Source organism: Pseudoalteromonas sp. CH_XMU1449-3 (assembly GCF_037027245.1).
GTDB lineage: Bacteria > Pseudomonadota > Gammaproteobacteria > Enterobacterales > Alteromonadaceae > Pseudoalteromonas > Pseudoalteromonas shioyasakiensis.
This window is the reverse complement of record NZ_JAYMDY010000009.1, coordinates 26,200-48,857: the sequence shown is the minus strand read 5'-3', so window position 1 is coordinate 48,857 and position 22,658 is coordinate 26,200. Positions and strand designations below refer to the sequence as shown.

Annotated in this window: 23 protein-coding genes and 1 pseudogene; 12 read left to right on the top strand and 12 right to left on the bottom strand. The window is 40.4% G+C overall.

Annotated features, from left to right (window positions below):
• Positions 1-68: 68 nt before the first annotated feature.
• Positions 69-1,358 carry an amidohydrolase gene (locus WA256_RS12465; RefSeq protein ID WP_055198688.1) on the bottom strand — a complete coding sequence of 430 codons (1,290 nt, stop codon included), beginning with the start codon at positions 1,356-1,358 and terminating at the stop codon, positions 69-71.
• Positions 1,359-1,467: 109 nt separating this feature from the next.
• On the opposite strand from WA256_RS12465, the gene WA256_RS12460 reads away from it, so the two are divergent.
• From WA256_RS12460 to WA256_RS12435, 6 genes and pseudogenes are all read left to right on the top strand, one after another.
• The gene (locus WA256_RS12460) at positions 1,468-2,130 is read left to right on the top strand and encodes a Crp/Fnr family transcriptional regulator (protein WP_130166474.1); all 663 of its coding nucleotides are present in this window, start codon (positions 1,468-1,470) and stop codon (positions 2,128-2,130) included.
• 54 nt (positions 2,131-2,184) lie between these two features.
• Positions 2,185-2,580, top strand: coding sequence for a hypothetical protein (locus WA256_RS12455; protein ID WP_335991877.1), 396 nt, complete (start codon positions 2,185-2,187; stop codon positions 2,578-2,580).
• A 104-nt stretch (positions 2,581-2,684) separates the two neighbouring features.
• Complete coding sequence (locus WA256_RS12450) at positions 2,685-3,188, top strand: Mpo1 family 2-hydroxy fatty acid dioxygenase (RefSeq protein WP_130166472.1); 504 nt, start codon at positions 2,685-2,687, stop codon at positions 3,186-3,188.
• A 21-nt stretch (positions 3,189-3,209) separates the two neighbouring features.
• Positions 3,210-3,998 (top strand): SDR family oxidoreductase, encoded by a 789-nt coding sequence (locus WA256_RS12445; protein WP_063704783.1) that lies wholly within the window; start codon positions 3,210-3,212, stop codon positions 3,996-3,998.
• Between the two features lie 178 nt (positions 3,999-4,176).
• Positions 4,177-5,178 (top strand): annotated as a pseudogene (locus WA256_RS12440) (branched-chain amino acid aminotransferase); the annotation flags it as partial.
• A gap of 161 nt (positions 5,179-5,339) precedes the next feature.
• Positions 5,340-7,493 (top strand): prolyl oligopeptidase family serine peptidase, encoded by a 2,154-nt coding sequence (locus WA256_RS12435; protein ID WP_130166471.1) that lies wholly within the window; start codon positions 5,340-5,342, stop codon positions 7,491-7,493.
• 68 nt (positions 7,494-7,561) lie between these two features.
• On the opposite strand, the gene WA256_RS12430 is transcribed toward WA256_RS12435, so the two are convergent.
• Together WA256_RS12430 and WA256_RS12425 are read right to left on the bottom strand one after the other, a co-directional pair.
• Positions 7,562-8,653 (bottom strand): DUF481 domain-containing protein, encoded by a 1,092-nt coding sequence (locus WA256_RS12430; protein ID WP_130166470.1) that lies wholly within the window; start codon positions 8,651-8,653, stop codon positions 7,562-7,564.
• Positions 8,654-8,754: 101 nt separating this feature from the next.
• Entirely contained in the window at positions 8,755-10,050 is a 1,296-nt protein-coding gene (locus WA256_RS12425; protein WP_055021046.1) for an anti-phage deoxyguanosine triphosphatase, read from the bottom strand.
• 214 nt (positions 10,051-10,264) lie between these two features.
• Here WA256_RS12425 and WA256_RS12420 point away from each other — a divergent pair, with 214 nt between their 5' ends.
• From WA256_RS12420 to ttcA, 6 genes are all read left to right on the top strand, one after another.
• The gene (locus tag WA256_RS12420) at positions 10,265-11,083 is read left to right on the top strand and encodes a glucosaminidase domain-containing protein (protein ID WP_058584850.1); all 819 of its coding nucleotides are present in this window, start codon (positions 10,265-10,267) and stop codon (positions 11,081-11,083) included.
• Positions 11,076-11,744 (top strand): DUF2987 domain-containing protein, encoded by a 669-nt coding sequence (locus WA256_RS12415; protein WP_054561320.1) that lies wholly within the window; start codon positions 11,076-11,078, stop codon positions 11,742-11,744. The genes WA256_RS12420 and WA256_RS12415 overlap by 8 nt, the downstream gene beginning before the upstream one ends.
• A 496-nt stretch (positions 11,745-12,240) precedes the next feature.
• Complete coding sequence (gene ppk2, locus WA256_RS12410) at positions 12,241-13,134, top strand: polyphosphate kinase 2 (RefSeq protein ID WP_335991865.1); 894 nt, start codon at positions 12,241-12,243, stop codon at positions 13,132-13,134.
• Between the two features lie 11 nt (positions 13,135-13,145).
• Positions 13,146-13,460 (top strand): hypothetical protein, encoded by a 315-nt coding sequence (locus WA256_RS12405; protein ID WP_130166468.1) that lies wholly within the window; start codon positions 13,146-13,148, stop codon positions 13,458-13,460.
• Positions 13,461-13,578: 118 nt separating this feature from the next.
• Positions 13,579-13,998 carry a hypothetical protein gene (locus WA256_RS12400; RefSeq protein ID WP_138519626.1) on the top strand — a complete coding sequence of 140 codons (420 nt, stop codon included), beginning with the start codon at positions 13,579-13,581 and terminating at the stop codon, positions 13,996-13,998.
• A 226-nt stretch (positions 13,999-14,224) separates the two neighbouring features.
• Positions 14,225-15,118: a tRNA 2-thiocytidine(32) synthetase TtcA gene (ttcA, locus tag WA256_RS12395; RefSeq protein ID WP_054561325.1), complete on the top strand. Its 894-nt coding sequence runs from the start codon at positions 14,225-14,227 to the stop codon at positions 15,116-15,118.
• Between the two features lie 48 nt (positions 15,119-15,166).
• Here the strand turns inward: ttcA and uspE are convergent, their stop codons facing one another.
• The 9 genes from uspE to ccoO all read right to left on the bottom strand — a co-directional run bounded on the left by uspE (position 15,167) and on the right by ccoO (position 22,647).
• Positions 15,167-16,090: a universal stress protein UspE gene (uspE, locus tag WA256_RS12390; RefSeq protein ID WP_054561326.1), complete on the bottom strand. Its 924-nt coding sequence runs from the start codon at positions 16,088-16,090 to the stop codon at positions 15,167-15,169.
• 102 nt (positions 16,091-16,192) lie between these two features.
• Positions 16,193-16,927: an FNR family transcription factor gene (locus tag WA256_RS12385; protein ID WP_054553050.1), complete on the bottom strand. Its 735-nt coding sequence runs from the start codon at positions 16,925-16,927 to the stop codon at positions 16,193-16,195.
• Positions 16,928-16,965: 38 nt separating this feature from the next.
• Complete coding sequence (locus tag WA256_RS12380) at positions 16,966-17,637, bottom strand: sulfite exporter TauE/SafE family protein (protein WP_054561327.1); 672 nt, start codon at positions 17,635-17,637, stop codon at positions 16,966-16,968.
• Positions 17,630-17,797, bottom strand: a complete 168-nt coding sequence (gene ccoS / locus WA256_RS12375) for a cbb3-type cytochrome oxidase assembly protein CcoS (protein ID WP_054553052.1) — start codon at positions 17,795-17,797, stop codon at positions 17,630-17,632. Before ccoS ends, WA256_RS12380 begins: the two co-directional genes overlap by 8 nt.
• Positions 17,794-20,169: a heavy metal translocating P-type ATPase gene (locus WA256_RS12370; RefSeq protein WP_335991852.1), complete on the bottom strand. Its 2,376-nt coding sequence runs from the start codon at positions 20,167-20,169 to the stop codon at positions 17,794-17,796. Before WA256_RS12370 ends, ccoS begins: the two co-directional genes overlap by 4 nt.
• Positions 20,170-20,178: 9 nt before the next feature.
• Positions 20,179-20,670, bottom strand: coding sequence for a FixH family protein (locus tag WA256_RS12365; RefSeq protein WP_062565225.1), 492 nt, complete (start codon positions 20,668-20,670; stop codon positions 20,179-20,181).
• A gap of 149 nt (positions 20,671-20,819) precedes the next feature.
• Positions 20,820-21,785 carry a cytochrome-c oxidase, cbb3-type subunit III gene (gene ccoP / locus WA256_RS12360; RefSeq protein WP_054561330.1) on the bottom strand — a complete coding sequence of 322 codons (966 nt, stop codon included), beginning with the start codon at positions 21,783-21,785 and terminating at the stop codon, positions 20,820-20,822.
• Positions 21,782-21,967, bottom strand: coding sequence for a cbb3-type cytochrome oxidase subunit 3 (locus tag WA256_RS12355; RefSeq protein WP_054561331.1), 186 nt, complete (start codon positions 21,965-21,967; stop codon positions 21,782-21,784). Before WA256_RS12355 ends, ccoP begins: the two co-directional genes overlap by 4 nt.
• A 5-nt stretch (positions 21,968-21,972) precedes the next feature.
• Positions 21,973-22,647: a cytochrome-c oxidase, cbb3-type subunit II gene (ccoO, locus tag WA256_RS12350; RefSeq protein WP_054561332.1), complete on the bottom strand. Its 675-nt coding sequence runs from the start codon at positions 22,645-22,647 to the stop codon at positions 21,973-21,975.
• Between the last annotated feature and the right edge of the window lie 11 nt (positions 22,648-22,658).

Sequence of the window (22,658 nt, the reverse complement as noted above, 5' to 3'; positions counted from 1 at the left end):
TTATTGATGCTGAACAGCTAAGAAAATAGGGCGGGTAGTGATGTCACCCGCCGGTAAGAAAATTTTTATTATTTTAGGTAATCAACCACTAATTGCGTCATTGCATTTACGCCAAGCTGTAAAGCTTTTTCGTCTGCAAAAAAGTGTGGTGAATGGTTACTAGGTGCTGTAACTGCATCTTGACCTTTTGGTGTAACACCTAAGAAAAAGAACATGCCTGGTGTTTCTAAGGCGTAGTAACTAAAGTCTTCGGCACCTGTGATAAGTGGCGTTGTGATCAGGTTTTCTTTGCCAACCACACCAGCAAGAGTTGGTGTCATTTTCTTGGTTAATTCAACATCGTTCACTGTTACTGGGTAACCATGATCAATGTGAACATGGGCTTCTGCGCCACCTGATTCAGCTACCATCTCAGCGGTTTTAGCTAAACGTTTTTTAATGTCAGCACGCATTTCTTGGTCAAAGGTACGGATTGTGCCAACCATTTCAACTTCATCAGGGATGATGTTGTTACGCACACCGCCGTTAATGGCACCAAATGAAACCACAGAAGGCGCTTTGGTTACATCAACTTGGCGTGAGGCAATGGTTTGTGTTGCCATAATAATTTGTGATGACGCCACAATTGGGTCAACCCCATTCCAAGGACGTGAGCCGTGAGTTTGGCGACCTTTTACTGTGATTGTAAATTTGTCGGCGCTGGCCATTAGCGGCCCTTCACGAAAACCAATTTGTCCGGTATTAAGTGAGCTGGTTACGTGTAAACCAAATACGGCTTCTGGCTTTTCTTTAAATAAGCCTTCTTTAAGCATCAGCTCAGCACCACCTTCTTCGCCATCAGGAGCACCTTCTTCAGCAGGTTGGAAGACAAACAGAATATCACCCGCTAGTTGGTCTTTAATTTTTACTAAAGACTCAGCGGCTGCCATTAAAATAGCCACATGGTTATCATGACCACAGGCATGCATTACGCCAACGGTATTGCCTTTGTACTCTGTTGTTTGAGTTGACGCGAAAGGTAAGTCTACTTGCTCTTTTACAGGTAGTGCATCCATATCTGCACGTAGCGCAATGAGCGGACCTTTTTTGCCCCCTTTAAGTTTGGCAACCACACCGGTATGAGCCACACCTGTTTGAACCTCAAGGCCTAACGAACGTAAATGCTTAGCCACGTATTTGGCTGTTTCAAACTCACGGTTACTAAGCTCTGGGTATTGGTGTAAATGACGGCGCCATTTAATGACTTTTTCGCTGACGCTTTTATTGGCAGATTTAAGTTCAGTATTAATATCACTAGCAAATGCAGGTGTAGAAATAGCACTGAGAAGTAGGCTGGTCGAAAGTAGTTTGTTTAACATCCCGTATCCTTTTATTATTTAGATATCCAAATAACCTGTGAAACGCTGAATTCTGCATTTTGAGGTGGCTTGGATATATGCACACTACAACAATGTAAAGGATAAACACTTGAATGAACAAGACCTTTCGGTAATTAACCAAGACAAATGGTTTAAAAATCGCACACAATTATTTAGGGACAAGCTAGTAAAAAATGCTAAATTAATCACCTTAAATGCGGGTGATGCATTGTTTTTGCGTGGTGATGAAAATACCGGTCTGTATTGTGTTATTAATGGCGTGCTTAGAGTTTCTGGGGTTAATAGCCAAGGCAAAGAAGCCGTGCTCAGTTTTGTAACCAGTGCTATGTGGTTTGGTGAAGTTGCTCTGTTTGATGGTGGTAAGCGCACCCACGATGTGTATGCTCAAACTGCGGTACGACTTTTACACGTACCTGAGCGGGCATTAACTCAGTTATTACAAGAGCATCCTGCTTATTGGCATGATTTTGGTCTGCTGCTTACCAACAAAGTGCGAAACCTGTTTGACTCATTAGAAGATCACGCACTCCTTACAGCAAAGCAAAAGGTGAGTAAGCGGTTGTGCATGCTTTATCAGTCGTCACTCCAAAGTTGTTTGCCGCTTACCCAGCAACAACTTGCCGATATGACCTATTTAACACGGCAAACCATTAACCAAATTTTACAATCTCTGCAAGCTGATTCAATTATTAATCTTAAATATCAAACGATTGAGATTATTGATATCGATAAATTGCAATCTCAATGCTAGCTTGGAACTAAAATTGCTACAAGGTTGTAATCAAGCTTAAATGGAAGACAACTTGTGGCAATTACATTTCATAATCAATATAACCCTTCGGCTACAGCTAAGCTGTCGCAAACGGCTCGCACTGAGGGTGTGAAAGCCATACATACGCCTACATCTTCAGCACAACAACTTTTACAAAAGCAGCCTGAGCCCAGCTCTTTTTTAGCGCAGGCACAAGAAGCTTTGGTTTATCAGCGACTCGGGGTTGATAAAGAGAAAATTGATGAAATAAAAGCGCAAATAGAGAAGCTTGCTGAACAAATGCAACAACAAGGTGCCGATACTAAAGCACTGCAAGAAAAAATGAATGAGCTGCAAGCGATGCTCGATGAAGAGTATCAAAAAGGTCGCGAACGCATGGATATGCGACCAGAAGCTGAAAAAGGCAAAGATATTGATGCGCTGGTTTAATGTGTGAGTTTAAGCTAGCAACTTAAAATGTCGGCTAGTTGACATTCTTGTTGGTGAATTTTCTGCTAATCTGAATTTTGAACACAGTTTTGGCAGGAAAAACAATGAAAACATTAAAACAACAACTGACAAATTACGCCCTCTATCACCGTTCTAAACGCAATATTTACACTCACTTTATTGGCATTCCATTAATTGTGTTTGCAATTACTTGTTTATTACAACGCGTCACGCTTATCTCAGAGCCTGCTGTCATCTCTTTAGCAACCATGGTGATTGTACTCACCTGTCTTTATTACTTAATGCTTAGCTTATCTATGGGGTTAATTATGGCTGTTTGCTTAAGTTTGTTAAGCATTGCTGCTGAGCCTGTGGTGTCGCTTTCAACAGAGTTATGGCTAGCTGTGAGCATTGGCAGTTTCGTTGTTGGTTGGGTGTTTCAGTTTATTGGTCACTATTTTGAAGGTAAAAAGCCAGCCTTTGTTGATGATTTAATTGGTTTGGTCATAGGGCCGTTATTTGTATTAGCAGAGTTCTTGATTATGCTTGGTTTTTATAAAGATATTGCTGATCATATTGAACAACATGCAGGGCCTAACAAAGCATAACAACAATAATAAGGAACACACATGCAATTAAATGGCAAAACAGTTTGGGTTACAGGGGCATCTTCTGGGATTGGTGAGGCACTTTGTGAGCAACTAGCAGCTAAAGGGGCAACGCTAATACTGTCTGCCCGCAATGAAGATAAGCTCAATAAGCTGAATAAACGGCTCGGTGGCAATCATCACGTGGTCGCTCTTGATTTGGCGAAACCTGAAGCCTTACTTGAAGATATGCCCGCAGTGATTGAGCGAATTGGCCGCATTGATGTGCTTATCAATAACGGTGGAGTGTCGCAGCGCAGTTTATTTTTAGAAAATGAATTCACTGTGTATCGCCAACTGATGGAAGTAAACTACTTTGGTTTAATTGCCTTAACCAAGGCGGTCGTACCCCAGATGGTTAACCAAGGTATGGGCATGGTGGTCTCAATTAGCAGTGTGGCGGGTAAAGTCGGTTCAAAGTTCAGAACTGGTTATTCGGGCTCTAAATATGCGGTTGTTGGCTTTATGGATTGCTTAAGAGCAGAATTAGCCGATAAAAATGTGAATTGCCTGACTATTTGCCCGGGTTCAATTAAAACAGCGATTGCGCATAATTCGTTAGATGGCCAAGGTAAGCCGCAAAATAAACCAGAACAATCAATCGAAAACGGCATGGATGTGGCAAAAGCGGCTGCAAAAATGATCAAAGCCATTGAAGCCGAGAAAGATGAGGTCGTTATTGGTGAAGGAATAAGTGGTTTAGCACCGACTATTAAGCGTTTTTTTCCGGGCTTTTTTAATCGACTCACAGCAAAAATGAACTATAGATAATTTATTATCATTTGTTAGCGAATGATTCTCAGTAAACAATGCGCAACTTGGGTTGCGCATTTTTTGTACCAAATGGTCGGATTATTATCACTTTAATCGATAAAAGGCACTAGTTTGCTATGGTTAAACGGGGATGGATTAGCATACAATGGGGTAAAAGTAGTCCAAACAAGAGAGAACAACAATGGCCGCATTTGGTACTGTATTTATGCCACAAATGATCCAAGCACGTTTTGCTGATAACTCATGGAGTGAAAGCGCGCTGGTCCCATCTGATAAAATCGAATTACATGCGGGTGCTCACGTATTACATTACTCAAGCACCTGTTTTGAAGGATTAAAAGCATTTCGTCACGAAGATGGCTCGGTCTATATCTTTCGTATGGATGCTAACATTGCTCGTATGAAACAAAGCTCTAAGTTACTAAACTTACCTGACTTTGACGAAAGCATGCTTGAGCAAATGATCAAAGACATTGTAAAAGAGTACGCAGACGAAACACCAACACCGCCGGGTTCAATGTATATTCGCCCAACTCACATTGGTACAGAAGCGGCAATTGGTAAAGCGGCTGCGCCGTCAATGAGTTCCTTGCTTTACGTATTGCTTTCGCCAGTAGGTGATTATTTCTCAGGCGGTGCTACAGCATTACGTGTATTACTTGAAGAAGACGGCATGCGCTGTGCACCACACATGGGTATGGTTAAAAGTGGTGGTAACTATGCAAGTGCATTAGGTCCAATCTTAGAAGCTCGCTCAGAGCATCAAGCAGACCAAATTTTATTCTGCCCTGGTGGTGATGTACAAGAAACGGGTGCTGCAAACTTCATTCTAATTGATGGTGATGAAATCATCACAAAAGCACTTGATAGCACATTCCTACACGGTGTGACGCGTAATAGTATTTTAACGATTGCGAAAGATTTAGGTATGACAGTATCTGAGCGTAACTTTACTGTGTCTGAGTTACTAGAAAGAGCCGCTAAACCAGGTACTGAAGCTGCGTTATCAGGTACCGCTGCGGTACTGACCTCGGTTGGCACACTTATTCATAACGACCAAGAGTTTAAAGTGGGGTCGGGTGAACCAGGTGAGAAAGTTGCTAAATTACGCCAAGCATTGAACGATATTCAATGGGGCAAATCAGCAGATACTCATGGCTGGTTAACAAAAGTATAATCGCTGAGCAAATACATGCTTTGAAGAGCCACGTTACTACGTGGCTTTTTTGTTTTTACATTGGTTTACAGCACTTCCTGTGTTTAACCGCAAATTACTAGACATTCTAGTGCTTTAATTTTACTTTCATTTTATTAACAATAACTAAAAGTAAATTTATTATGATCAAGAAAACACTAGCATGTGCAATTGTTGTTGCATTGGCGGGCTGCGGTGAATCTACCCCAACAAAAACAGAACAAACAGTAAAAACTGCAGAGGTTAAAGCTGCTGTGAATTATCCAGAAACTAAAAAAGGCAATGTTGTTGATGAATACTTCGGTGAGAAAGTAGCCGATCCGTATCGTTGGTTAGAAGACGATATGAGCGACGAAACAGCCCAGTGGGTTAAAGCCGAAAATGACGTTACCTTTTCTTATCTAAAAAATATTCCGTATCGCGATGAGCTAAAAACTACGCTTGAAAAGTTGATGAACTACGAAAAAGTCACAGCGCCATTTAAAGAGGGTGACTACACCTACTTTTATAAAAACGATGGTCTGCAAAATCAGTATGTAGTTTATCGTAAAAAAGGTGACTCAGAAGCTGAGGTGTTCTTAGATCCAAATACTTTCAGTAGCGACGGCACAACCTCAATGTCGGGCTTAACATTCACAGAGGACGGCACGCTAGCGGCCTATCAAATCTCTGAAGGCGGCAGTGACTGGCGTAAAATTATCATTATTGATACAGCGACTAAACAACCAATTGAAGAAGCATTAGTCGATGTAAAATTCAGCGGTATTTCTTGGCTTGGCAACGAAGGATTCTATTATTCGAGCTACGATAAGCCAAAGGGTAGTGAGCTGTCTGCAAAAACAGATCAACATAAAGTTTACTACCATAAGTTAGGCACGGCACAAGCAGATGACCAATTAGTTTATGGTGGCACAGAGGCTCAGAAACATCGTTATATTGGTGCTGATGTAACCCGTGATAATCGTTATTTAATAATTGCTGCAAGTACTTCAACTTCAGGTAATAAACTGTTTATCAAAGATTTAACTAAGCCTGACAGCGAGCTAGTGACTATTTTAGATAACACTGACTCAGATACCTCAATTATTGATAATGACGGCTCGAAACTGTATTTAGTGACTAACTTAAACGCGCCAAATAAACGTGTTGTAACTGTTGATGCAGCTGATCCAAGCCCTGAAAATTGGCAAGATTTAATCCCAGAAACTGACAATGTGCTTAGCCTTTCAAAAGGTGGTGACTACTTCTTTGCTAAGTATATGGTTGATGCGATTTCACAAGTAAAACAATACGATAAATCAGGCAAATTGGTGCGTGATATCAGCCTGCCAGGTGTGGGTACTGCATATGGCTTTAGCGGTAAGCACGATGCACAAACGCTGTATTACTCATTTACTAATTACACTACACCAGGCAATACCTATTCGTTTGATGTTGAATCAGGTAAGTCTGATGTGTACCGCAAGTCGGGCGCTAAATTTAATAGCGAAGAATATATCTCTGAACAAGTGTTCTATACATCAAAAGATGGCACCAAAGTTCCGATGATAATTTCGTACAAAAAGGGCACCGAACTTAACGGTAAAAATCCGACTATTTTATATGGTTATGGTGGCTTTAACGTGAGCCTAACACCAAGCTACAGCCCTACAATTGCGGCATGGCTTGAGCACGGTGGTGTATATGCTGTTGCTAATATTCGTGGTGGTGGCGAATACGGTAAAGAATGGCATGTAAATGGTACACAGCTTAAGAAACAAAATGTATTTGATGACTTTATTGCTGCGGCTGAGTACTTAAACGAAAAACAATACAGCTCACCTGATTACCTAGCGGTACGTGGTGGCTCAAATGGTGGCTTATTAGTAGGTGCGGTTATGACACAGCGCCCTGAGCTATTTAAAGTTGCGCTTCCTGCTGTAGGTGTTTTAGATATGCTGCGTTACCACACTTTTACAGCGGGTGCTGGTTGGGCGTATGACTACGGTACGAGTGAACAAAGTAAAGAAATGTTCGAGTACTTAAAAGGCTATTCACCAGTTCACAATGTAAAAGAGGGTGTTAGCTACCCAGCAACCTTAGTAACAACAGGGGATCATGATGACCGTGTTGTGCCTGCGCATTCATTTAAGTTTGCAGCCGAGCTACAAGAAAAAGGTGCGAAACAAAATCCGTATCTTATTCGCATTGAAACAAATGCAGGTCATGGTGCAGGAACACCAACAAGTAAGATCATTGATCAATACGCTGATATTTATGGCTTTACCCTATATAACATGGGTGTTAAATCGCTATAAGATATTTATTAACTAAAATGAAAACGCCGAGCTAAGCTCGGCGTTTTTATATCGATTGATTGAGATGTTTATAAATCGATACCCAGCGCGAAAATCATTTTGTAATCTTCTTTTTCTGGTACTACACCGTTTTCATCGGCAATCGGGTCAGCTAAATAGTCCCATACTAATGACATATCAAAATCAATATCATCAGTGATCTCAAACTCAAACGCAGCCATCGCATATTGAGAGTCACCACCTGCATCACTGTTTGCAGTTAGGTAGCGATAATTAAAGGTAAAATCAATTTTCTTGGTGACCTCTAGCTCGTAATTAGTGCCGACAAAATATGACCAAGATGAATTTGATTTTTCTTCACCCGTAGCGACAGTATCAAACTCAGTTTTTTGATAAGCAGGGCCTGTTGAAAAATCCCATTCTGTTTTATCGGTATCCATTACATAGTAACCAACACCGGCACCCACTGTGTACTTGTTAGCGATATTTTGAAACGGATCACGGTAGTACTCAAAGAAGATAGGGCGGTAATACATTTTTTGGGTCTGAAACCAGTCGAAGGTACCGTTAGCGCGAATGTTGTTTTTAGTGACTTGCTCATCGCTGGTGGTGCGATAACCTAAAAACTCAGCGAGGAAACGGCTAGACGCCGTACGGCGCTTGATATCTGCACGAGCCGAATACTCTGTTTGGTCAGTATTACCTTTTGATATATCGGCACCTAGAGATATTTTCACTGTCCATGCACTGAGTTCGCTTTCAACTGAAGGAGCAATAGAGACCAAATCGCGATAACGGTATTTAGCTTCTTGTTCGCCAACTTTTACATAACCACCAGAGATATTTAATGTGCCGCTTAGCTCATTACCATCGTTAAAGCGAACGGTATGGTGACGATCTGAGATAATCATGTAGACATCTTCGCGATCAATAATCAAGGTGTCGAGCACATCACTGTCGAACTCGATTTCTTTATCGTACATGGAGACCAGCTCGCCTTTGAGCCATTCGCCCGAATTCAGCCGTACCCAATCGAAATGAGTGGCATCTTTTATGATTATGCCGCGTTCTTCAAGAAGCGGATCAGGAAGTGATTCTGCACCATAGCAAGCAAATGAGCTTGCTACAGCAGCAATAATAAGCAGGTATTTTTTGAGCATTATTTCAATCCATGTTAAATAAAATGCATTCAAGGGGTGAGATTGTTATTACTATAACCTGTTTGATTTTAGAACAATTTTAACTACTGTTCAAAAATTACTTAAGCAGATGGCAAAAACAAGCGCTGATAGGTTTTATAAGCATATTCATCACTCATCCCAGATAAGTAGTCACATATTATGCGCATTGCATTATCACCTTGCTGATGCGCATTTAGCCACATTTCTTGGGTTGTTTCCGGTAATAAGCGCATTGGGTCGCTGGCAAAAGCACTAAATAGCTCAATCAGCAGGTTTTGCCCTTTAAATTCAACTTGCTGCATCTTTGGCTCGCGAATTAAACGTTTAAAAACAAAATGTTTTAGCACGTTAAGAATTTCGGCAAATTCATCCGGTAGGCTTACTGTGTATTGCAGTATTTCTGATTCGAAATCTGCGTTTTGTACAACTAACTGAGCGTTAATAATAAAGGTGTTAACCAACTCACCAATAGCGTCTTTACGCTCATACTCGTGATGAGAAAAGAGTCTGGCGGTTATCGAGCTTAAATGGGTAGTTAGCCACGCTGAATCGAGCTCTTGTAATTGTACAAGGGCGTGGTTTTGCCAATCAGCCAGCGTTAAAACCTCTGTAGCTATGGCATCTTCTAAATCGTGAACGGCATAAGCAATATCGTCGGCTAATTCCATAATTGCTGAGTCTATCGATTTGTAATGGGTTTTAGCTCTAAACTCATCAACCTTATAATGACTACTCAGCAGCGCTTTATCGTTATTCGACAGTGGCTCAATGATCCAATCGAAAACATCTTTATCGTCTTTATATAAGCCTTTGGCTGGTCGCCAATGGTCAGCTTTAATAAAACTACGTTGCTCACTCAAAGGTGGAATGCTGTGCCACAAATCATCAATAAAGGCTGGATATTTAATAAAGCCTAATAAGGTGCGTCTGGTTAAGTTCATGCCATAGCCATTAGAATAGGGCTCAAGCTTAGACACAATTCTTAATGTTTGGGCGTTACCTTCAAAGCCACCATGCTCGCGCATCATGTAATTTAATGCTATTTCACCACCATGACCAAAAGGAGGGTGGCCAATATCATGAGCAAGACATAGGGTCTCGAGTAGGCTACCGCTCGGAAAATTCGTAAATTCAGGGTGCTGCTTTTTTAGATGACGTAATAAACCACTGCCAATTTGAGCAACTTCTAAAGAATGGGTCAGACGGGTTCTATAAAAATCATTTAAGCCAATACCCATAATTTGGGTTTTAGCCTGCAACCTCCTAAAGGCTGCGGCGTGGATGATTCGAGAGCGGTCAACTTGCCAAGCTGAGCGGTTATCGTTTGGACGATATTTTTGCTGATCAATAATGCGAGCTTGCCAAGATTGGCACATAAAAATAACCTACCTTTTTCTCGTTTGCTTGCTTTTCAGTATACGCAAGCGCTTGAAAATTGCGAGTAAATTGGCGCTAAATCACGCTATTTTGGTAAAGGTTTAGGTAATTTCCTTAGGGCAAATTCGCCAAAAATAGACGGTTTTGGTATACTTCGCCTTTGTGTGTGCGTGACGTTACCGCACATGAGTAGTAGTTTATATGAGAGAATACATGCTTAATTACGTTTTTCGAGCTTTACTTGCTGCTTTTTTTGCATGGGCGTTGTTATCGCCATTTGTAGATAAAGAAGTAGTAGAAAGTGGGTCTGAACAATCGCAGACAACGCCAAAAGGGACCCAGCGCGTAATCAAAAAAGAAAAGCCATTACATAATGTGAAACTGCCAGATTTTGCAGCTTTTACTGATGTGAAAGAAAAGAAACATGCATTTTTTGATTTTATTCGCCCTCATGTTGAGGCCGAAAATAAAAAGATTCTACAGCAGCGTGCGACTTTAGAAATCGCGCGCATGATGCTGGAGTACAATGAGCCACTAAGTAGCAAACAGCAATCAGATATTAAAAAAATACTGAATAGCTACAAGTTGCCTACCACCATAGATACTTTATCGCTTACCCAGGCACTTCGTCGTGTTGATATTATTCCTAAAGAGCTTGCGCTTATGCAAGCAGCTAATGAGTCAGCATGGGGTACGTCACGCTTTGCACGTATTGGCTTAAACTTTTTCGGCCAGTGGTGTTATAAAAAAGGCTGTGGCATGGTTCCTCGTCGCCGTGCCAACGAAGCAGCTCACGAAGTGGCTGCATTTCAATCGGTACGTGCTGCTGTAAACTCTTATTTTAAAAATATTAATACCCATGCGGCGTATAAAGATTTAAGATCAATTCGTGCTGATTTACGTCGCCAGCAAAAGCCAATTGATGCAACTAAGCTAACACAAGGTTTACTGTCTTACTCTGAACGACGTGAAGCGTACATTGAAGAATTGAATAAAATGATAAATCAAAACAGAGCTTACTTTGATGAATAAACTCCTTCCATGGTTAAAAGCAGCAACCATCGCGGTTGCGCTAGGTGCAGTTGCTTCAAAGGCCGCTGCAACAGAATTTGTTGTTGCCTATGATGGCTTTTACGATCGTTTGAAAGTTGTTAATAAAGGCGAGTTTCAATACGCTCAAGTTAACTTTTATTTGTCTGATATTGCTAGCAACGAAGTATGCACAATTAAATCAGGTAAAATAATTACAGAAAAACAAGAGTTTGACCTAACTTATACAGATAAGGCTCAACTACTTTTACCATTCGATAAGCAACTAGATACTGATAAAGCCGTAATAGTTGTTCAACCAGAAAATCCAAAACATGAATGCCAGTTAAAGTTACAAATTGAAGCAACGGATCTGGCTGATTTTGAACTCAGTAAAGCGAACTTATATACGTTAAATGAAGAATTTGACGAGCTTTTATCTGATTTGTCAGGCTTTTTTGTTAGCAAATTAATGTGGTTTTTACTGCCTGAACAACAAGGTGTTGTACTTAAATTTAACGGCCAAGATGCTATTTCGGCAAATGACGTTAGCTGTAAAGAGCAGCGTTGTTCAATAAAAGTAACAGACGACTGGCAAGACGATAACACAGTGCTTAGCAGTCATGCTGAGCTTATCAGTGCCACACCGTGGATTGTTAAATAGCGACCATATATTGGTAAAAGCGTTTAAACATCGACAAAAGGGACCTTATTAGGTCCTTTTTTCGTTGTGAAGCAGATAGTTCTTATGTCTCTTTTTTTAAAGAGTTGCCTCGGTATTTTGGTTTAGCATCAAAATCTGAAATTCATCGTAAGCAGAGCAGTTACTTTGACTGTTTATTTTATCTACATTATTCCCTTTAATTCATATCTTTTCTAACTATTTGTATTGCTGTGCATTTAAGAATTAGCGTGTTTTTAGATCTGAAAACAGTATGAAGATATGAGTCTTTACTGATTGTTTCTTGCTATAGATAAAAGGTTTAATTTTATTTTAGCATCCTTATTTTCACTTAATTATTAAGTGCTAACCTTCTATTTTTAAATGATTTTTCAAGAATTGAAAATATAGATTTAGATCAAGTTACTTAGCAATAACTGGCTTAAAGTAAAACTATAAAGATCTCAATATAGGTAGTTATAGTTTAAAAGGAGTCGTTATGCAGACAGTCAATGTCGAACCTGTATCAGTTAAACAACTGAAATTAGCCGAAGCCAATGCGAAGCAGGATGTGGTTTTTGATCTAAATGTTAAAAACCCAAGCTTAAAGAGGAATGCTGACGGTAAATACCCATATAAACGCAAAATGGACGTAGTTGAATACGAGCGCCATAAACACGAACTGCAAATCGAGCTTTTAAAAATGCAAGGCTGGGTAAAAGAGACCAACCAGCAAATTGTGATTTTATTTGAAGGTCGAGATGCGGCGGGTAAAGGTGGCACTATTAAGCGCTTTATGGAGCATTTAAACCCTCGTGGGGCGCACGTAGTGGCTTTAGAAAAACCATCTGCAAGAGAGCGTGATCAATGGTACTTTCAGCGTTACATTAACCACCTACCTACAAAGGGTGAAATTATATTATTTGACCGTTCTTGGTATAACCGAGCCGGTGTTGAGAAGGTAATGGGGTTTTGTGATGATCACGAATATTTAGAGTTTATGCGTCAAACACCTCAACTTGAACGTATGTTGGTGAATAGCGGTATTAAGCTATTTAAATATTGGTTTTCGGTCAGCAGAGAAGAGCAATTTAGACGCTTTAAATCGCGCCAAAATGACCCGCTCAAACAATGGAAGCTAAGCCCAGTTGATATGGCATCACTGGCTAAATGGCATGATTACAGTGATGCCAAAGATGCCATGATGTTTCATACCCATACTAAGGATGCACCTTGGACACAAATTCGCTCTGATGATAAAAAGCGCGGGCGTATCAACTGTATGCGTCATTTCTTAAGCTGTTTGGATTATCCAGAAAAAGATCACGAAATTGTGAATCGTCTCGACCCGCTTATTGTCACCGAACCTACCCGCATGTCTGCACGTAAGTAAAGGAAAATACTATGCAAAATTCACAGTCAGTATTTGAGAAGCGTCTTGCTAAGCTCGAAAAAATTCTCGAAAAGAGTAAAAAAGAAGTGGCTAGAACCTCTGAAATCGCAAAAGATGCAGCACTAAAAGCACAAGCAGCTGTAGAGTGTGCCAGTGAAGCAGAGAACCTAGCCGAAAATGCTAAAAAGCGCTTGAAAGCAGCTAAAAAGCAATTAAAAGAGGCCAAAGTGTTAAAAATAGCGCAGAAAAATGCGTCGAAAAAGTCGGCAATAAAACGTGCTAAACGAATGGCAAAGAATAAAAAAGCTAAAACTAAAAGCGCTTAACGTTAACAAAGGGCACAGGGCTCATGTGCCCTTTGTTTTTTATTAAGCGTATAGCTGGACATTTTTACGATTCTCGATATGCTAAACCTTACTTTTTCAGGGACTTAAAAGCATCTTAATGAAAACTTCAGCGCCTATTTTTGTTATTTTACTGCTATGTTCAGCTTGTAGCAGTCATTCACCTATCAACCAAGAAATGCAAACTAAGTTGCAAGGCTCATGGCAGTCTACAAATAGCCGAGTTTGTGAAGCTAATTTTCATACCATAACGTTTAAAAATAAAACATTAGAAATCTCTTATGATGAGCAGGGCTATATTTCCGCGTCTGAAGCGAGAAAAACCTTCGTTTATAATATTCTCTCAGCAGAGAAAAATTTAATCCGTGTGCAGCTTGAAAATGAAACTCGCTTAGATAAAAAGGGCAAGCCAGTAGTTTGGCATCTAAAACCTCTTAGAAATGATAAATACTGTTGGGGCAGAGATGATTGGCCTGACCTTGCTTGTACAGCTTCTCGTTACAAATGCACAGTAAAATAAATCAGCAGTTAGTTTACAGAGGTCAGAAAATTAGAGCATTCAGCCTATAAATTCATAAACTTTTGAGTCTATTCCCAAAGCGCTGTGCTTTACGTGGTATCTCTACGAGTGAAGCGCTTTAATTATCCCATGCTAATCATTTCAACTGGCTCAAAAAGTCCGTATAATCCACGCCGAACTTTTTACTATGAAACATGGCTTACAAAAGCCTGTATGAGCAGAGCAAATGAATCAAACTGATACTAGAAAAGAAACTCTTGAATTTAATAAACTTCAAAAGCGTCTAAGAAGGCATGTTGGTAACGCAATTACTGATTACAATATGATTGAAGACGGTGATGTTGTTATGGCATGTATCAGTGGTGGTAAAGATTCTTTTGCAATGCTAGATATTTTGCTTAATTTACAAAAAGCAGCGCCGATTAAATTTGAAGTAATTGCAGTAAACCTTGATCAGAAGCAACCTGGTTTTCCTGAGCACATTTTGCCTGATTACTTTGAAACGCTAAATATTCCGTATTACATCGTTGATAAAGATACTTACTCAGTAGTAAAAGAAAAAGTACCAGAGGGCAAAACAACCTGTGGTCTTTGTTCACGACTTCGTCGCGGCACACTTTATTCATTTGCAGAAAAAATTGGTGCAACCAAACTAGCACTTGGTCATCACATGGATGATATCGTTGAGACAATGTTCTTAAATATGTTCCATGGTTCACGACTAAAAGCGATGCCACCAAAATTGCGCTCTGATGATGAACGTAACGTGGTAATCCGTCCGTTGTCATATTGCCGTGAAAAAGACTTAATTAAATACGCTGAGCACAAAGACTTCCCAATTATTCCTTGTAATTTATGTGGCTCACAAGAAAACCTGCAGCGTCAATCAATCAAAGCGATGCTTACAGAGTGGGATAAGAAAACTCCAGGTCGTGTTGAGAGTATCTTTAAGTCTTTACAAAATGTTAGCCCAAGCCAGCTTGCAGACAGAAACTTATTTGATTTTGAAAATTTACCACTTGATAGAGAAGGCAATCGTGAAAGCTATGACTTTAGCGAGGCGGTGGTCTCATCAACAAACATTGATGAATCATTATTTATTGATGTAACAAATATATAAAAAGAAAAAAGCCCCAAACTGGGGCTTTTTTAATGCATATTTAAAAGGTTATTTAGCAAGTGGGCTCACATAGCCGTCTGGTTTTAGTGCTAAAACATCGCAGTCAAGGCTATCAATAACATGCTCTGCTGTGTTACCGACAAGCGCTGCACTTAAGCCAGTACGTCCAACTGTACCTATCACTACTAATTCGCTGTTGAGGCGTGAAGCCACATCAGGAATAACATCTTCTGGTAAGCCTTCTTCAATGTGGCAATGAGCTTTATCAATATCAAACCCTTCAGCTAATGAAAGCGTTGATTCAAAGTGATGTTTTTTAACTGATTCGTTATAAACACCTGGGTTGAATTCAGGGATTTCAATAGCGATATTAACTGGAGTTGCTGGGTAGGCATTAACTAAGTTAAGCGTTGCGTTGGCCAAGTCACAAATGAAACGAGCGTCATTGATAATACGCTTATTAAGTTCAAGGTGTTGTTCATTCTCACTCACTGCGTTCACAGCAGCTAAAATATTGCCTTTTGCCGGCCACTCTTTCTCTTTAACAAGTAAAACTGGAGCAGGGCACTTACGAATGAGGTGCCAGTCAGTTGGCGTGAAAATAACAGACTTAAGTGTATCGTGTTGATGAGTGCCTTTGACAACAAGGTCAAAACCATCGTTGATCACGGTATTGATTATGGCTTCGTAAGGGCGGTTATGCCAAACCACACAGCTATCAATGGTAAGCTCTGGGTAAAGGGCAATTTGTTCATTTAACCATTCTTGGCGGTCTTTTATTACGGCTTCGCGCATTGCTTCACGCTCATCAGCAGAAAGCATTGTGGTCATTTCATAAGAGAAGTCGTAGATACTGAGGAAAGCGGTAATGGTCGCGCCAGATTTTTTGGCTAGATCAATTGAGCGGCTTAAACTATGCTGCTGCTCTTTGGTTGGGTCTATAACTGCTAAAATTCGTTTAATTGCGTCCATGTGCTGCTCCTTAACTGTTCCGCAAAAAGTAGTACTTTGAGTGTAACCTAAATTTAGAACAGTTAAAGGGGCAAACCATATAAAGTTGCGTTAAATCAAACTCTATTTACATTTAATCGCTGCTGTTGCTGCAAGCGCTTGCTGGTCCAAAATGGTGATAAATTTACCTTCAACCTTAATAAAACCAGCTTTTTGGAAGCGGCTTAAAAGGCGGCTAATTGTTTCAACAGTAAGGCCTAAATAATTACCGATTTCACCACGTGTCATGGTTAAACGGAATTCTTTACGTGAGAAACCACGTTCACCAAAACGCTCTGCAAGATTATAAATAAAACTGGCTAGACGCTCTTCTGCTGACTTCTTATTGAGTAACAATAACATTTCTTGGTCATAGTTAATTTCATTACTCATTAAACGCATAATTTGTTGGCGTAGCTTAGGTAGTTTACCCGCTAATTCGTCTAGAGTATCGAATGGAATTTCACATACCATTGAAGTTTCAAGGGCTTGTGAGAAGCTTTGATGAGCCATTTTGTTAATAGCATCGAAACCAACCAAATCACCAGCTAGATGAAAACCAGTAATTTGTTCATCACCTTGTTCTGACAAAGTATAAGACTTAAACGAGCCAGAGCGTACCGCATAAATGGCATTTAAGCTTTCGCCAGACTCAAATAAATAATCACCTTTATGCAGTGGTTTCTTACGTTCGATGATTTCATCGAGACGATCCATTTCTTGACCGTTTAATGAAAATGGCAAACATAGCTGGCTGATACTGCAATTATTACAGCTAATTGTGCATAAGCCTTTTGACTTGTTTTGTGAGAAGTCCATACATCAAATCCATTCAAATAAGTTAACAACCCGTAAGATTAATGAATTAGCTTATCGGTTGCTATAATTAATAAGTATATACCGTACCATATTATTACGCTTCCTAGAATAACCCTAGTCCAAACATGGTTGAAAATAGTGTTTATTTTCTGGCTGACGAGTCCTACGCTTATCATGGCAGGAAAGGTGCCTAACGCGAAAAATAACATCACACCTGCACCATGTGATGCTGATGGGCTAGTCAGTGCCCAGGTTAGTGCTGAATAAACTAATCCACAGGGCAACCAGCCCCATAAAGCGCCATAGAGTAGGGCTTTAGGGGTAGTATCGACCGGTAATAAATAACGATTAAGTTTAGCTAAATGCTGCCATACTAGGGTTTTGCCAAGTTTTTCTAGCCACTGAAGAGTTGCCGCTAAACGCATAATGTAAACCCCAACAAGGAGCATAAAAATACCACTCAAAAACGACAACGCTATCGATATAGAAGTATTTTGCGCTGCAAAGCGACTACTAATTCCTGCTACAAGAGCACCGGCAAGCATATAACTTAGTGCGCGGCCTAGGTTATAAGCAACCGAAAAGCTCACTGCACGGTTTTTGTTGGCGGCAAGTTGTAAACTACTGGCAATGCCACCACACATAGCAAGGCAATGACCACTGCCTAACAAGCCCATTATAAATGCACTAATAAACAGCGGATCAATCATTACTTTTGTTGTGCTGCTCTTTATCGTCTTCGAACAGGATACTGTGGCCCTGTTTGTTTAAATCAGAAAATTGTTCGCTTTTTACAGCCCAAAAGAATACCCCAATGGCAATTAGCACAAATAAAATGGCAATTGGGATAAGCATGTAGATGATACTCATAGTTTTAATAACCTTAATGAGTTGGTAATAACCAAAATGGAGCTTGCAGACATACCAATTACAGCCATCCAAGGAGCAACGAGCCCAAGGGCTGCCAATGGTAAAATCGAACCATTGTAAATAAGTGATAATGCCAAGTTTTGCTTAACAATACGGCGCGTCTTTTTCGAGACAGTAAGCAAATGCTCTATGGCCATTAGATCACTATTGAGTAATACCACATCGGCACTATTTTTGGAAATATCAGCGCCGGTTTCCATCGCAATAGATAAATGGGCACTGGCAAATACTGGGCTGTCATTCACGCCATCACCCACCATAGCAACAATGGCACCTTTACTTGCAAGTGCTTCAACATGGGTTTGTTTATCACGAGGGCTACATGCAGCATGCACGGTATCTAAATTGAGCTGTTTTGCAATTCGCTCACCACTGTTAGAGGCATCGCCCGTTAACATATGGCACTTAATTTGTTGCAAGTGCAGTGTAGTAATCAATTTTTCTGCGTTATTACGTAAGCTGTCGGCTAGGTAAAAGCGCGCAACGACTTGTTTATCGATATACAAGGTTGCTTGAGCATCTGCTTTTTCGGTATCAAACCAACCGCTTTTACCTATCGCAAGGTGCTGATCATTGAGTAAAGCGGTAATGCCTTTACCCGGTTCGATAGTCACATTTTCAATAGGGTTCACTGTGTCGTTGAAACCAGCGAATGCATTAGCAATAGGGTGCTCAGAGAAACTTTCAAGTTGCGCTGCTAAGCGTAATGCATCAGCTTCACTGTATTGGGTGTTAACAAGTTCAACGCGTTCAATGGTAAAGCGACCTTGCGTTAAAGTACCTGTTTTATCAAAAGCGATATCTGTTAATTGTGGTAGCGTTTCTAACACATGGGCTTGTTTAATTAAAATTCCACGCTTCGTAAGGCTGGCTACAGCGCACGTGAGAGCGGTTGGAATTGCTAAACTAAGCGCACAAGGGCAGGTTGCAACAAGTACAGAAATAGTAACCCAAAAGGCATGCTCGGGGTCTATTTGATACCAACCAATTGCTGTTATTGAGGCAAACACTAATAAACAGGCAACAAACCACTGCGCTACTTTATCTGTTATCTCAACTAATCGCGGGCGCTTGGTTAACGCTGTGTGTTGTAACTTAATAATTTGATTAAGCAGGGTATTTTGACCGATTTTGTTGATCTCAATACTGATCACACCATCATGGTTAATCGTTCCTGCGTAAACTTGATGGCTGACAAACTTATTAACGGGTTGATGCTCGCCAGTCATCATGGCTTCATCAACGGTTGTTTGACCTTTGGTAACAATACCATCAGCAGGAATTGTCTCGCCTGCTTTGATTAATACAACATCACCCAGTTTTAGTTTTTTAGCGGCAATTATCGATTCTTGATTATTTTCATCAATAATACGAGCTGTAAGTGGCAGTAACTTTTGCAAGTTAGCGGTAAATTCACTGGCTTTTAAACGGGCTCTAAATTCTAAATATTTACCTAATAATAATAAGAAGGTAAACATACAGATAGATTCAAAATAAACTTCGCCAACCGACATTAATGTGGCATAACAGCTTGCCCCATAAGCACCAAAAATAGCTAATGAGACGGGTAAGTCCATATTCAGCTGTTTGGCTTTTAAACCATTAATGGCATTGGTTAAGAATGGCAGGGCACTGTAAAGAATAACTGGAGAAGCAAGCACTAAGCTTATCCAGCGGAAATACTGCTCGAAGTTCTCTTCCATGCCAGAGAACATGCCAAAATACATAGCAAAAGCAAACATCATTACTTGCATGGTCATCAGACCGGCAACCCCTAAACGGCGAATGTAGGCTTTTGCGGCTTGCTGTTTTTGGCTCGCTTCAAGGTCTGCCTGAAACGGGTAGGCTTTATAGCCGATTTCGTGTAATGAGGTGATAATTTGGCTAAGCGGTGTAACCGATTTATCCCATTGGATCATGGCACGGTTAGTCGAAGTATTTACATCAACACGTTTGATTGCTTTTAAGTTAAGTAGTTGTTTTTCGATTAACCAAGCACAGGCAGCACAGGTGATGCCTTCAACCGTTAATAGCACTTCTGATAAATCATTAGTGGCTGAAATAAACTCGTCTTGAATATCTTCGTTATCGTAACTTTTAATCAACTCGAGTTGCTCTGGAACAAGTTGTTCAACTTTACCAGAGCGTACAGTTCTAAATTTATAGTAATCGGTCATGCCTTGGGCGACGATATTCTCAGCAACCGTTTGGCAACCAATACAACACATAGGTTGTGCCTTACCGTCTATTTCGACAGTCGCATTAAAGCCTTTTGGCACACTTTCAAGACAATGAAAGCAATTATCGGACATTAGAGTTTACTACTTATATTCAGGGCTAATCGAAATCGTTTTTTCAGTTGGTAGAATTACATCTTCTTTAAGTTTCCAACTGTTATCGATTGGTTCAATAAACACTGTGTATGCACCGTCAACATGGGTGTCGAGTAGGGCGGTAAAATCGCCATGGGCGTTTTTCATTAGGCTTACATCAAAGTCATTGGCTTTAATGGTGCGATGATAAAATGACATTTTTAAAGAATGAACATTACTTGCATCACCCTTGGTGAAAGTGAAAGTTACTTTGTCGCCTGCAACATTTAAATCGCCATGTAAATAAAGTGCTTTTGCTTTATTAAATTTGCTGAGTTCAAGGTTAATTGCTTTGCCTTTTTTATAGTAATCATCAACAACCATATCTGGGCCGTTGCCAATCGCCATATAAATAAGACCAGCACAGCCGATGATGGCTGCAAGAGGAAAAGAGATTAAAAACCATGGCCAAAAGTTTTTATACCAAGGAGTGGGTTTCATAGTACTTATACCTTTAAAAACGTTGTACGCATTTTATCGGATTTAAAAGCAAAAGACTAAAAAAAAGCCTCCAGATGGAGGCTTTTTTGATCTTAATTAATCTATTGAATTAAAAGATTAATTGTTTATACATTTTATTAACCGCGTGGTTATTTATCTTGCGATAAGCTGTACACGTACGCTGTTAATAAGTGAACTTTATCTTCACCTAAAATGTCTTTCCATGCTGGCATTACACCGGCGCGGCCATTGATTAGTGTTTCTTCAACAGCACGTTTAGAACCACCGTATAACCAGATGTTATCTGTTAGGTTAGGTGCACCAAATGGTAAATTGTGTGCAACTGAACCTTTACCGTCAGCACCGTGACACGCAGCACACATTGCAAACTTAGCAGCACCTGCAGCAGCGTCTTTTTGGTTAACAGTACGGCCTGAAAGGCTAAGTACGTGAGCAGTCATTTCTTTAATGCCTTGCTCGCCAAGTGCATCACCCCAAGGTGGCATCGCAGCAACACGACCGTAAAGAAGTGTTTCTTTGATCTTGTCTGGTGTACCGCCGTATAACCAATCGTTATCCGTTAGGTTAGGGAAGCCTTGACCACCACGTGCATCTGAACCATGACATTGTGCACAGTTTTGTGAGAATAAACGTTGACCAATCTCAAGCGCTTTTTCATCTTTAACTAGTGTTTCAATATCTTGTTTTGCGAATGACTCAAAGATTGGGCCAAAACGCTCATCAGCAGCGATAAATTCTTGGTCTAATTGAACGTTCTCACCGTTAGCTAATGCTTGTTCAGTCGCTTCTTTAGACTCAGCTAAAGAAGTAATACCTTGGTTAGAACTTGTCCATTTACCTAAACCTTCCCAGTTACCTAAACCTGGGTAAGCAGCTAGGTAGTATACAGACCAAATGAATGTCGCGAAGAACATGTAAGTCCACCATTTTGGTAGTGGGTTGTTTAGTTCTTCAATGCCGTCAAACTCGTGACCACAGCTTTCGCCTTCTTTAACACCTGTGTAGTTTTTTAAGTTCCACAGAAGTAGGCCGAAGATGATAGCAAGACACGCTAGGGTTAATACGATAACCCATATACTCCAAAAGCTAGTCATTTCTCAGACTCCTTTTCCTCGTTAGAGATTGTGTTGTTGTGTTTTTTTTCATCTTCAAATATGGCATTAGCAGCGTTATCAAATCGGCTTTTGCTACGCTTGCTGTATGCCCATACAACAATCACAATAAACAGTACTAAAATTACCAGAGTCAAAATGCCTCTGTATGTTCCGTAATCCATAATAATTACTTCAAGTGTGTGCCAAGCTGTTGTAAGTAAGCGATTAGAGCTTGCATTTCAGTTGCGCCTTCACCATTGTTCATGGCTTCGATTTTCGCAATGTCAGCTTTTAGCTCTTCGTCGCTTCCGTAACCTTTACCGTCGTAACGGTCGCTTGCTTTGTCGATTCCGAAGCTATCACGGAATACTTGAAGCTTTTTAAGTGTATGGGTCGTATCGACTCTGTTTTCGTCTAACCAAGGAAACGCTGGCATGTTTGACTCAGGAACCACAGCACGTGGGTCCATTAAGTGAGCATGGTGCCAATCGTCTGAGTAACGCTCACCAACACGAGCTAGGTCAGGACCAGTACGCTTAGAACCCCATTGGAATGGGTGATCCCATACTGACTCACCAGCTACAGAGTAGTGACCGTAACGCTCAACCTCGTCACGGAAAGGACGAATCATTTGTGAGTGACAGTTGTAACAACCTTCACGCACGTAGATATCACGACCTTCCATTTCTAACGCTGTAAGAGGGCGTAAGCCATCAACAGGTTTAGTCGTATCGTCTTGGAACATTAGTGGAGTAATCTCAACTAACGCACCAAAGCTGATTGCAAAGACAGTCAAGATAGCCATTAGGCCAACGTTCTTTTCGACTATTTCGTGTTTGTTTTGTGAATTATTATTGCTCATCGTGCTACTCC